An 11,776-nucleotide genomic window follows, 5' to 3' on the forward strand; every position below is an offset into this window, starting at 1 on the left:
AGCCCGCCCCGGCCCCGGGCGCCGCGCGGCGCCCGCGCCCGACGGCGAGCGTGGTGGCGGGCGTCGGCGTCGGCGTGCTCGGTGCGGCCGCGATGGGCCTCTCGGCCGCGCTGGTCGCAACGGCGCTCGGCGCGCAGCCCATCGCCGCGGACGCCTTCGGATCCGGCGTGCGCGCCCCGACCTCGGCCCAGTCCGGCGGTCAGGCCGCCCGGCCGTCCGCCGACGCCGTCGAGGCGCCCACGGCCGCGCCGTCCAGCGCGCCGGACCTGACGGGCGCCTCGCCGTCGCGCACCCCCGAGGCGGAGCGGCCGCGGACGGTCGCGGTGCGTTCCGGGAGCCGGACGTCGACCGCGCCCGCGAGCGCGGCGCCGACCCCGTCGGCCGCACCCCGGCCCTCCGCGTCGTCGGAGCCGTCGCGCGCGTCCGAGCCGAGCCCGACGCCCACCGCCGCGCCCGCGCCCTCGTCGTCGGCGCCCTCGTCACCCGCGCCCTCCTCGCCGGCCCCGTCCTCCTCGCCGTCCCCGTCCTCCTCGCCGTCCCCGACGCCCACGGCGACCGCGACGCCGACCCCGACGCCCGAGCCGACGAGGACCGCCGAGCCCGAGCCCGCGCCGACCTCCTCGCCGGAGCCGTCCGCGACCGGCGCGCCCGAGCCGACGCCCACCGCGGATCCCGCACCGTCGTCGAGCCCGACGCCCACGTCCAGCCCCTCGTCCGCCCCGGCGCCGACCGCGTCGACCCCGCCCGCGCCGACCTCGGCGCCGACCGCGAGCTCGGCCCCCGCGTCGAGCCCGTCCCCCTCGGCGAGCAGGAGGGCCGCGCCCACGACGGCACCCGAGCCCGCCGCCTCCGTCGACGCCTCGACGCCCGCACCGAGTCCGAGCGGGACCGCGGCGGACGGCGCCGCCGGCTGACCCCGCAGCGCCGACCCCTCAGCGGCGCCTGGAGCCCGCCTCGGCCGCGCGCCACGCGCGCTGCGCCGGGGTGAGCGGGGCGCCGGACGCCGCCGGCTGCGGCTGCCGCCAGGCGTGGCAGATCGCGATCGCGAGCGCGTCGGCCGCGTCCGCGGGCTTCGGCAGCTCCGTCAGCCCCAGCAGGCGGGCGACCATCGCGGTCACCTGCCGCTTGTCCGCGTTCCCGTAGCCGGTCACGGCGGCCTTCACCTCGCTGGGGGTGTGCAGGCCGATGGGCAGCGAGCGCTCCGCCGCGAGGTGCAGGGCGATCCCGCTGATCTGCGCGACGCCCATCACGCTCGGCATGTTCTGCTGCGCGAAGACCCGCTCCAGCGCGAAGGCCTGCGGCCGGTGCTCGTCGAGCAGCCGGGCGAGCCCGCGGCCGATCGTGAGCAGCCGCAGCTCGAGCGCCTGGTCGGCAGGGGTCCGCAGCACCTCGACGTGCACGAGGGTGGCCGTGCGGTCAGGTCGGACCTCCACGACCCCGACCCCGCAGCGCGTCAGCCCCGGGTCGACCCCGAGGACGCGGAGGGTCACTCCTCGTCGAGCGCGGCGGAGACGGATTCGGAGAAGTCGAAGTTCGCGAAGACGTTCTGCACGTCGTCGCTGTCCTCCAGCGCGTCGACCAGGCGCATGATCCGCTTCGCGACCTCGACGTCGTCGATCTCGATCGTGAGGCCGGGCACGAACTCGCTGTCCGCGGACTCGTAGTCGATCCCGGCGCCGATCAGCGCGGTCCGCGCCGTCACGAGGTCCGTCGGCTCGGTGACGACCTCGAACTCCTCGCCGTGGTCGGCGACGTCCTCCACGCCCGCGTCGAGCACCGCGCCCAGCACGTCGTCCTCCGAGAGGCCGTCGGTCTTCGCGACCCGGATGACGCCCTTGCGGTTGAAGTTGTAGGCGACGCTGCCCGGGTCGGCCATCGTGCCGCCGTTGCGCGTCATCGCGGTGCGCACCTCGGCGGCCGCCCGGTTGCGGTTGTCCGTCAGGCACTCGATCAGCAGCGCGACCCCGTTGGGTCCGTAGCCCTCGTACATGATCGTGTCGTAGTTGATCGTCTCGCCGGTCAGCCCGGCCCCGCGCTTGATGGCGCGGTCGATGTTGTCGTTCGGGACGGAGGTCTTCTTCGCCTTCTGCACGGCGTCGACCAGGGTCGGGTTGCCCGACAGGTCCGCGCCGCCCATCTTGGCCGCGACCTCGATGTTCTTGATCAGCTTCGCGAACGACTTCGCCCGGCGCTGGTCCTTGACCGCCTTCTGGTGCTTGGTGGTCGCCCACTTGGAGTGTCCGGACACGTCGCCCCTTCCTGCCGAAACGCCGCTTCGATCGTACCCGGGTGCTCAGTCGTCCCGCAGTCGGACCCCGGACGCGCGCAGCTCGAGCGCGGCGAGGCGCCGGATCACCTGCTCGTCACCGCGCCGCCAGCCCGCGACGGCGTCCTCGTCCGCCTGCGTCACGGCGCGGGCCGGTCGGGTCGCGAGGGCCCGGAGCGCGAGCAGGTCGAGCGACGGGGCGGAGGTCGCGAGCCGGGCCACGGCGGCGCGGCGGACCGCCCCGACGAGCCGCGGCCGGATCCAGCCGAGCAGCACCACGAGGACGACGAGGACGGCGACGGTCCAGCCCACGAGCGTCGCGAGTGCCTCGACGCCGTCCTGCCACCTCGTCCCGGCGTCGACGAGGGTGCCGCCCGCCGCGCTCGCCGCGTCGAAGGGCGACCGGATGCCGCCGCCGATCAGCGGCACCCCGCCCAGGGTGTCGCCGATGTCGGACATGGTGGAGCGGAAGTCGCCCCCCGACCTCGCGACGTCCCGGCCGAACCCCTTCAGCGACGCGATGCTGTCGTGCAGCGCCACGGCGACCCGCACGCCGACGACGAGCACCACCACCGCGAACAGGTCGCCGACGATCTGGTAGGCCCGTCGGCCGCCGAAGTCCGAGTACAGCTTCACGGGCTCATCCTCCCCGCGCGGGCCCGTTCCGGACATCCGGGTGCCGCGCAGCGGGCCCGGATGTCCGCAACGGCACCGGACCGGAGGACCTAGAGCAGGTCCAGCAGCATCCGGTGGAAGCGGGTCTCGCCGGTGATCTCCGGGTGGAAGCTCGTGCCCAGCAGGCCGCCCTGGCGCACCGCGACGACCCGGCCGTCCGGAACCGTGGCGATCGCCTCCGCGGCGGGGCCCACCTGCTCCACGACGGGCGCCCGGATGAAGACCGCGTGGACCGGCCCGTCGAGGCCCGTGACGTCGAGGTCGGCCTCGAAGGAGTCGTTCTGGTTGCCGAAGGCGTTGCGGCGCACGGTCACGTCGAGGCCGCCGATCGTGCGCTGGTCGCCGAGCCCGTCGGTGATGCGGTCGGCCAGCATGATGAGGCCCGCGCAGGTGCCGTACACCGGCATTCCCGCGTCGATGCGCTCGCGCAGGGGCGCCGCGAGCCCGAAGGTGCGGGACAGCTTGTCCATCACCGTCGACTCGCCGCCCGGGATGACGAGCCCGGCGACCTGGTCCAGCTCGCGCTCCCGCCGCACCGGCACCGCGTCGGCGCCGAGACCCGTGAGCACGGCGAGGTGCTCGCGGAAGTCGCCCTGCAGGGCGAGGACGCCGACGCGGGGGCCGGTCACCAACCGCGCTCGGCGAGGCGGTGCGGCGCGGGCACGTCGGCGACGTTGATCCCGACCATGGCCTCGCCGAGCCCGCGGGACGCGTTCGCGATCTCCTCCGGGTCGTCGAAGTAGGTCGTGGCGCGGACGATCGCGGCGGCGCGCTTCGCCGGGTCGCCGGACTTGAAGATGCCGGAGCCGACGAAGACGCCGTCCGCGCCGAGCTGCATCATCATGGCGGCGTCGGCCGGCGTGGCCACGCCGCCGGCGGTGAAGAGCACGACCGGCAGCTTCCCGAGCCGCGCGACCTCGGCCACCAGCTCGTACGGCGCCTGCAGCTCCTTCGCGGCGACGTACAGCTCGTCCGGCGTCTTCGCCTTCAGCGCGTTGATCTCGCCGCGGATGGTGCGGATGTGCTTCGTCGCCTCGGAGACGTCGCCGGTGCCGGCCTCGCCCTTGCTGCGGATCATCGCGGCGCCCTCGGTGATGCGGCGCAGCGCCTCGCCCAGGTTCGTGGCACCGCAGACGAACGGCGCGGTGAACGGCCACTTGTCGATGTGGTTCACGTAGTCCGCGGGCGACAGCACCTCGGACTCGTCGATGTAGTCGACGCCGAGGTGCTGCAGCACCTGCGCCTCGACGAAGTGCCCGATTCGGGCCTTCGCCATGACGGGGATGGAGACCTCGTCCACGATCCCGGCGATCAGGTCCGGGTCGCTCATCCGGGCGACGCCGCCCTGCGCGCGGATGTCGGCCGGCACGCGCTCGAGCGCCATGACCGCGACCGCGCCCGCGTCCTCGGCGATGCGCGCCTGCTCGCGGGTGACCACGTCCATGATCACGCCGCCCTTCAGCATCTCGGCGAGGCCGCGCTTGACGCGGGCGGTGCCGGTGCCGGTGCGGTCGCCGGAGGCGGTGGTCGGGCTGAGCGTGTCGGTCATCTGTGCGGGTCCCTGGTCCTCGAGGTCGATCGTCAAGCGTACTGCCGCGTCAACGGGGTTCGCGGATCCGCAATTCCTGGCCGACACGCCGATGCCGTCGCACGGGCCGCGGCGTGTCGGGCGAGATCTGCGGATCCGCGGGAGATCTGCGGATCCGCGAGGTCGGTCACGCGGGCCAGGCCGCGGCGAGCGCCGCGCGGGTGTCGCCGAGCAGCACCGGGATCGCCTTCGTCCCGGCGATGATCGGGAAGAAGTTCGCGTCCGCCGCCCAGCGCGGCACGACGTGCTCGTGGAGGTGCCCCGCCACCCCCGCACCGGCGATCGCACCCTGGTTGAAGCCGATGTTGAACCCGTCGCACCGCGAGTCCTCGCGCACCACCCGCATCGCCGTCTGGGTCAGCGCCGCGATCTCGCCCACCTCGTCGGGCGTCGCCTCGTCGTAGAGCGGGACGTGCCGGTACGGGCAGATCAGCAGGTGCCCCGAGTTGTACGGGAACAGGTTCAGCAGCACGTAGGCGTGCTCGCCCCGGTGCACGATGAGCGCGTCCTCGTCGGAGAGCGTCGGCGCGACGCAGAACGGGCACTCCTGGTCGTGGCCGCCCGCGGACGGCCCGGTGTGGTTCGACCGGATGTACGCCATCCGGTACGGCACCCACAGGCGCTGGTACGCGTCGGGGACGCCGACCGCGCCCTCCTGCCGCGGGACCCCGTCGAACTCGTCGCCGGAGTAGGGGCCGCCGGTCACACCGCGCCCGCCGCGGCGGCGCCCGCACCGCCGGCCGGCCGCAGGTCGTCGGCCGTGGAGACCTGTCGCCGATCCGCGATCGCACCCGTGACGAGGGCGACGGCCTCGTCGACGGGCACGCCGTTCATGGTGGAGCCGTCGCGGAAGCGGAAGCTGACCGCGCCCGCGTCGCGGTCGTTCTCCCCCGCGATCAGCAGCAGCGGCACGTGCTGCAGCGTGTGCGTGCGGATCTTCTTCTGCATCCGCTCGTCCGACTCGTCGAGCTCCACGCGCACGCCCTCGGCCCGCAGGCGGTCGAGCACGCCGGCGAGGTGGTCGGCGTACTCCGCGGCGACGGGGATCCCGACCGCCTGCACGGGCGACAGCCACAGCGGGAACGCGCCCGCGTAGTGCTCGAGCAGGATCGCGAAGAACCGCTCGATCGACCCGAACAGCGCGCGGTGGATCATGATCGGGCGCTTCCGCTGCCCGTCGCGGTCGGTGTACTCGAGGTCGAAGCGCTCCGGCAGGTTCACGTCCACCTGCACGGTCGACAGCTGCCAGGTGCGGCCGATCGCGTCGCGGGTCTTCAGGTCGATCTTCGGCCCGTAGAACGCCGCCTCGCCGGGCATCTCCGTCAGCTTCAGGCCGCTCCTGGTCGCCACGCTGCGCAGCGCGTCCGTCGAGTACGCCCAGAACTCCTCGGAACCGATCCACTTCGACTTCTCGTCGTCGCGCAGCGACAGCTCGAGCTCGAAGTCGTCGAGGCCGAAGTCGCGCAGCATCGACAGCACGAAGTCGAGGACCTTCGCGGTCTCCTCCTCGAGCTGCTCGGGCGTCACGAACAGGTGGGAGTCGTCCTGGGTGAACCCGCGCACGCGGGTGAGCCCGTGGAGCGCGCCGGAGAGCTCGTTCCGGTACACGGTGCCGTTCTCCGCCAGGCGCATCGGCAGGTCGCGGTAGCTGTGGCCGCGCGCCTTGTAGATCAGGATGTGCATCGGGCAGTTCATCGGCTTGAGGTAGTAGTCGACGCCCTCCTTGACCACCTCGCCGTCGACCACCTCCTCGTCCATCCGGATCGGCGGGAACATGCCCTCGCGGTAGGTCACCAGATGGTTCGACTGCAGGAACAGGTCCTGCTTCGCGATGTGCGGCGTGTAGACGTAGGTGTAGCCCGCCTCGACGTGACGCCGTCTCGCGTGCTGCTCCATCTCCTGCCGCACGACCCCGCCGCGCGGGTGCCAGACGGACAGCCCGGATCCGATCTCGTCGGGGAAGCTGAAGAGGTCCAGCTCGGCGCCGAGACGGCGGTGGTCGCGCTTCGCCGCCTCCTCGATCCGGTGCTGGTACGCGCGCAGCTCGTCCTTGGACGGCCAGGCGGTGCCGTAGATCCGCTGCAGCTGGGGGTTCTGCTCGCTGCCGCGCCAGTACGCCGCCGCGACGCGGGTGAGGGCCCACCCGTTGCGGATCACGCCGGTGTTCGGCACGTGCGGACCGCGGCAGAGGTCCTGCCAGACGACCTCGCCGGTGGAGCGGTCCACGTTCGCGTAGACGGTGAGCTCGCCGCCGCCGACCTCGACGGACGCCTCCTCGGTCGCTCCGCCCTTCAGTCCGATCAGCTCGAGCTTGTACGGCTCCGCCGCGAACAGCTCGCGGGCCTCGTCCTCCGTCACGACGCGCCGCTCGAAGCGCTGGCCGGCGCGCTGGATGCGCTCCATCTCCTTGGTGAGCGCCTTCAGGTCGTCGGGGGTGAAGGCGGCGGCGACGTCGAAGTCGTAGTAGAAGCCGTCCGTGATCGGCGGACCGATGCCGAGCCGCGCCTCCGGGTTGATCCGCTGCACGGCCTGCGCGAGCACGTGCGCGGCGGAGTGCCGGAGGATCGAGAGGCCGTCGGGCGAGTCGATCGGCACCGGCTGCACGTCGACGCCGTCCGGGAGCGCGCGGTCGAGATCCCAGAGCGCGCCGTCGACGCGCACCGCCACCACCGCGCGGTCGGATCCGAACAGGGTCCGCCCCGTCGTCACCTGCGGCCCGTCGCCGGGGTTCGGCTGGCTGGTCTCGGTGACGCTCACGACGGCGTTCCTCCTCGGGATCGGTTCGGCCTCCAGCCTAGGCGGGCCGCCCCGGACCGTTCAGCGGCCGCGGAGCCGGGCGAACCAGCTCCGCAGCCGACCGCGCGGCGGCACCGCGATCACGGCGCCGTCGCCGTGCGCGGCGCGCTCGAGCGCGGGCAGGTCGACCGAGGTGATGAGGCGCAGGCGCTCCTTCAGCAGCGCCCCGTCCTCGGCCGGGGCCACGACGTCGCCCGCCACCGCGGCGCCGATCGCGGCGTTGACCTCGTCGGCGGCGTCGGAGCGCGCCGCGTCGAGCAGCAGCGCCACCTGCGCGGCGTCGTTCTCCCAGGACAGCAGGCGGCGGGCCGTCAGCCGGTAGACGAGGCGCCGCCGGTCGAGCGCGCCCGTGTCGTCGCTGCGGTAGTCGTGCTCGTGGCGGGCGACCCCCTCCGCGAGCTCGGCGACGTCCCGCTCCCGGTCCATCCGCCGCGCCGACGCCTCCGCCTCGATCCGCAGCCGGCCGAGCATCAGCCGCGCCTCGTCGGCCCAGGCGTCGGCGTCGATGCTGCCCGACGCGGTCATCGTGTCGACGATGATCCGGTTCTTCAGCCGCATCCGCACCGCGTACTCGGCGAGGAGCATGCCCTCGTCCGCCTCGTCCTCGACGGCGCGGCGCACCCACCGCGGCTCCGCGGCCGGATCGTCCTGCGCGTGCTCCACCGCTGCCCTCCCCCGACCGCGGCCGGCGCGCTCAGGCGCCGTGCGAGGCGGTGAGCATGCCCGCGCCCACCGTCCGGTTCGTCGTCTCGTCGACCAGGATGAACGACCCGGTCGTGCGGTTCTCCGAGTACGGGTCGACGAACAGCGGCTGGGTCGTCCGCAGCCGGACCCGCCCGATCTCGTTCAGCCCGAGCGACGTCGCCTCCTGGTCGCGGTGCAGGGTGTTCACGTCGACGCGGTAGTCCACCTCCGTCACCTTCGCCCGCGCCCAGCGGGTCGTGTGCTTCAGCGCGTACACCTTGCCGGGCGTGAGCGGCGCCCGCTCGTCCATCCAGCAGATCTGCGCGTCGAGGTTCTGGGTCGTCGTCGGGGCGTTGTGCGGCCGGCAGATGAGGTCGCCGCGGCTGATGTCGATCTCGTCGGCGAGCCGTACGACGACCGACATGGGCGGGTAGGCCTCGTCGACGGGGCCGCTCGGGCCCTCGATCGACGCGATCATCGACTCGAACCCGCTCGGCAGCACCGACACCCGGTCGCCCGGCTTGAGCACGCCCGAGGCCACCGTGCCCGCGAAGCCCCGGTAGTCCCGCGCCTCGGCCGACTGCGGCCGGATCACGTACTGCACCGGGAAGCGCACGTCGACGAGGTTGCGGTCGGACGCGACGTGGAGGTGCTCCAGGTGGTGCAGCAGCGGCGAGCCGTGGAACCACGGCATGTTCGCGCTGCGCTCCACGACGTTGTCGCCCTGCAGCGCCGAGACGGGGATGAAGGCGAGGTCGTGGATGCGCAGGCGGCTCGCGAAGGAGGCGAACTCGTCCGCGATCGACTGGAAGACCTGCTCGTCCCAGTCGACGAGGTCCATCTTGTTCACGAGCAGCACGAGGTGGGGCACCCCGAGCAGCGACGCGAGGAAGGCGTGGCGCCGGCTCTGCTCCGAGACGCCCTTCCGGGCGTCCACGAGGATCAGCGCGACGTCGGCGGTGGAGGCGCCCGTCACCATGTTCCGCGTGTACTGCACGTGCCCCGGGGTGTCGGCGACGATGAACTTGCGGCGGGGCGTCGCGAAGTAGCGGTACGCGACGTCGATCGTGATGCCCTGCTCCCGCTCGGCGCGCAGGCCGTCCGTGAGCAGCGCGAGGTCGGTGTAGTCGTCCCCGCGCTCGCGGCTGACGCGCTCGACGCTCTCGAGGTTGTCGTCGAAGAGGGACTTCGAGTCGTAGAGCAGGCGCCCGATCAGGGTGCTCTTGCCGTCGTCGACGCTGCCCGCCGTGGCGAACCGGACCAGATCGTTCATCAGAAGTACCCCTCGCGCTTTCGGTCCTCCATGGCGGCCTCGCTGACCTTGTCGTCGCCGCGGGTCGCGCCGCGCTCGGTGACCCGCACCGCGGCGATCTCGGCCACGACCGCGTCGACGTCGACCGCGTCGGACGCGACCGCCGCGGTCAGGTTGGCGTCGCCCATCGTGCGGTAGCGCACCCGGCGCACCTCGGCGGTCTCGCCGTCGCGCAGCGGCACGAACTCGTTCACCGCGTAGAGCATCCCGCCGCGCTCCACCACCTCGCGGTCGGCGGCGTAGTAGAGCTGCGGCAGGTCGATGCCCTCCCGCTGGATGTAGGTCCAGATGTCGAGCTCGGTCCAGTTCGACAGCGGGAAGACGCGGATGGACTCGCCCTGGTGGACGCGCCCGTTGTACAGCGACCACAGCTCCGGGCGCTGGTCCTTCGGGTCCCACTGGCCGAAGTCGTCGCGGAAGCTGAACACCCGCTCCTTCGCGCGCGCCTTCTCCTCGTCGCGACGGGCGCCGCCGAAGAGCGCGTCGAAGCCGTTCTGCTCCGCCGCCTCGAGCAGGACCGGGGTCTGGATGCGGTTCCGGCTGCCGTTCGGCTCCTCCTGCACGAGCCCCCGCTCGATCGCGTCGGGCACGGACGCGACGACGAGGCGCAGCTGCTGCGACTCGACCCACGCGTCGCGGAAGGCGATGACCTCCGGGAAGTTCAGCCCCGTGTCGACGTGCATGATCGGGAACGGGACCCGCGCCGGCGCGAAGGCCTTGCGGGCGAGGTAGGACAGGACCACCGAGTCCTTGCCGCCGGAGAACAGCAGGCAGGGGCGCTGCATCTCGGCGGCCACCTCGCGGATGATGCCGATGCTCTCCGCCTCGAGGGCGTCGAGGGTCGAGAGCGCGTAGGCGCGCTGGGCCGTCATGCTTCCTCCTCCTCCCCCGCCGCGATCGCGGCGAGCAGGTGCTGCGCGAGCGGCTGCGGGCAGACGACCAGGTCGGGCAGCCACACCTCCGCGCGGTTGTACTCGAGCGGGGAGCCGTCGAGGCGGCTCGTGTGCAGCCCCGCGGCGCGGGCGACGGCGACGGGCGCCGCCGAGTCCCACTCGTACTGGCCGCCGCCGTGGACGTACGCGTCGACCGTACCGTCGACCACCGCCATCGTCTTGACCCCGGCGGAGCCCATCGGCACCGGCTCGGCGCCGAGCCGCCGCACCAGCGCGTCGACGACCGCCGGCGGCCGGCTGCGGCTCACCGCGAGCCGCAGCGGCCGCTCGCCGGCGAGGACGGGCGCGGGGTCGGCCGCTGCGGCGCGGGGGTCGTCCGTGCTGCGGACCCCGGCACCGGTCGCGACCGCGCCCGCCGCGAGGCCGCCGGTGCGGGTCCAGAGGGCGACGTGCACCGCCCAGTCGTCGCGGTGCTCGGAGAACTCGCGGGTGCCGTCGAGGGGGTCGACGATCCACACCCGGTCCGCGTCGAGCCGCGCGGGGTCGTCGGCGGCCTCCTCGGACAGCACGGCGTCGGCCGGCCTCGCGTCGCGGAGCGCCGCGACGAGCGGCGCGTGCGCGGCGGCGTCACCGGCGTCCTTCAGCGCGCGGCCGGTCAGCGCGGTGCCGGCCCGCAGGCGCACCAGCTCGTCGGCGGCGCGCTGCGCGAGCTCGGCGGCCAGTCGGGCGTCGTCGGTCATCGGCGGTCCTCCAGGACGGTCAGCACGGCCTCGACCGCGTCCTCGACACCGGTCGTCGAGGTGTCGATCACGAGGTCCGCGTCGAGCGGCTCCTCGTAGGGCGAGGAGATCCCGGTGAAGTCGGCGATCCGGCCCGCCCTCGCGTCGGCGTAGAGCCCCTTGCGGTCGCGGGCCTCGCAGACCTCGAGCGGGGTGGCGACGTGCACGAGCACGAAGGGGGCGCCCGCCGCCTCCGCCATGGCGCGCACCTCGGCGCGTCCGGCGGCGAAGGGGGCGATGGGCGCTGCGATCGCGGTGCCGCCCGCGCGCGCGACCTCGGCCGCGACCCAGCCGATGCGCCGCACGTTCAGCGCCCGGCCCTCCGCGTCGAAGCCGAGGCCCGCGGACAGCATCCGGCGCACCTCGTCCCCGTCGAGCAGGGTGACCGGGCGGTCGCGGAGGCGCGCCGCGAGCGCCTTCGCGACCGTCGACTTGCCGGACCCGGACAGGCCGGTGAAGAGCACGACCGCGCCCTCGGCCCGCTCGTCGCGGTGGAACGCCAGCACCTCGGCCGGGAACAGCGCCCGGGCGGCGCCGCGCGCGTCGTCCTCGAGCCGGGCGAGCGAGCGGTGCTCGTCGCCCTCCCCCAGCACGACGAGCTCGTCGAGGCCGAGCGCGGCGGAGAGGCGCTCGGCGACGCCGTCCGCGGTCACGAGCTCGGGCGCGGCGAGGACGCCGGGCGCGGCGCCGAGCGCCCACGGGACCGCGGCGACCGGGGCGGCTCGCCCCGTCCGGTCCGACCACCCGGCTGCCGCGGCGGCGACGGCCGCGAGCAGGCGGGCC

13 protein-coding genes are annotated in these 11,776 nt (G+C 74.1%); all 13 read right to left on the reverse strand.

All coding sequences use genetic code 11. The annotated features are described in order from the left end of the window. Positions 1–199 precede the first annotated feature (199 nt). Positions 200–826, reverse strand: a complete 627-nt coding sequence (locus ACFSBI_RS15800; protein ID WP_377936623.1) for a hypothetical protein — start codon at positions 824–826, stop codon at positions 200–202. A 106-nt stretch (positions 827–932) separates the two neighbouring features. Then, on the reverse strand, positions 933–1,490 hold the full coding sequence (gene ruvC / locus ACFSBI_RS15805; protein ID WP_377936625.1) for a crossover junction endodeoxyribonuclease RuvC: 558 nt from the start codon (positions 1,488–1,490) through the stop codon (positions 933–935). After that, the gene (locus ACFSBI_RS15810; protein ID WP_377936627.1) at positions 1,487–2,248 is read right to left on the reverse strand and encodes a YebC/PmpR family DNA-binding transcriptional regulator; all 762 of its coding nucleotides are present in this window, start codon (positions 2,246–2,248) and stop codon (positions 1,487–1,489) included. Before ACFSBI_RS15810 ends, ruvC begins: the two co-directional genes overlap by 4 nt. 45 nt (positions 2,249–2,293) lie before the next feature. Then, positions 2,294–2,902 carry a hypothetical protein gene (locus ACFSBI_RS15815; RefSeq protein WP_377936628.1) on the reverse strand — a complete coding sequence of 203 codons (609 nt, stop codon included), beginning with the start codon at positions 2,900–2,902 and terminating at the stop codon, positions 2,294–2,296. A gap of 89 nt (positions 2,903–2,991) precedes the next feature. After that, positions 2,992–3,570, reverse strand: a complete 579-nt coding sequence (gene pdxT / locus ACFSBI_RS15820; protein ID WP_377936630.1) for a pyridoxal 5'-phosphate synthase glutaminase subunit PdxT — start codon at positions 3,568–3,570, stop codon at positions 2,992–2,994. Further along, positions 3,567–4,490 (reverse strand): pyridoxal 5'-phosphate synthase lyase subunit PdxS, encoded by a 924-nt coding sequence (gene pdxS, locus ACFSBI_RS15825; protein WP_377936632.1) that lies wholly within the window; start codon positions 4,488–4,490, stop codon positions 3,567–3,569. The genes pdxT and pdxS overlap by 4 nt, the downstream gene beginning before the upstream one ends. Positions 4,491–4,656: 166 nt before the next feature. Beyond that, on the reverse strand, positions 4,657–5,235 hold the full coding sequence (locus ACFSBI_RS15830) for an HIT family protein (RefSeq protein ID WP_377936633.1): 579 nt from the start codon (positions 5,233–5,235) through the stop codon (positions 4,657–4,659). Beyond that, on the reverse strand, positions 5,232–7,286 hold the full coding sequence (gene thrS / locus ACFSBI_RS15835) for a threonine--tRNA ligase (RefSeq protein WP_377936635.1): 2,055 nt from the start codon (positions 7,284–7,286) through the stop codon (positions 5,232–5,234). Before thrS ends, ACFSBI_RS15830 begins: the two co-directional genes overlap by 4 nt. A 60-nt stretch (positions 7,287–7,346) precedes the next feature. Next, entirely contained in the window at positions 7,347–7,988 is a 642-nt protein-coding gene (locus ACFSBI_RS15840) for a hypothetical protein (RefSeq protein ID WP_377936637.1), read from the reverse strand. A 31-nt stretch (positions 7,989–8,019) separates the two neighbouring features. Beyond that, positions 8,020–9,282, reverse strand: a complete 1,263-nt coding sequence (locus ACFSBI_RS15845) for a sulfate adenylyltransferase subunit 1 (RefSeq protein ID WP_377936639.1) — start codon at positions 9,280–9,282, stop codon at positions 8,020–8,022. Then, positions 9,282–10,193 (reverse strand): sulfate adenylyltransferase subunit CysD, encoded by a 912-nt coding sequence (cysD, locus tag ACFSBI_RS15850; RefSeq protein WP_377936641.1) that lies wholly within the window; start codon positions 10,191–10,193, stop codon positions 9,282–9,284. Before cysD ends, ACFSBI_RS15845 begins: the two co-directional genes overlap by 1 nt. Continuing rightward, positions 10,190–10,954, reverse strand: coding sequence for an inositol monophosphatase family protein (locus ACFSBI_RS15855; protein WP_377936643.1), 765 nt, complete (start codon positions 10,952–10,954; stop codon positions 10,190–10,192). The genes cysD and ACFSBI_RS15855 overlap by 4 nt, the downstream gene beginning before the upstream one ends. Continuing rightward, positions 10,951–11,776 (reverse strand): adenylyl-sulfate kinase (cysC, locus tag ACFSBI_RS15860; RefSeq protein WP_377936645.1); only part of this gene is annotated, 826 nt, incomplete at its 5' end. The genes cysC and ACFSBI_RS15855, both read right to left, overlap by 4 nt.

The organism is Amnibacterium endophyticum, from assembly GCF_042680685.1.
GTDB lineage: Bacteria > Actinomycetota > Actinomycetes > Actinomycetales > Microbacteriaceae > Amnibacterium > Amnibacterium endophyticum.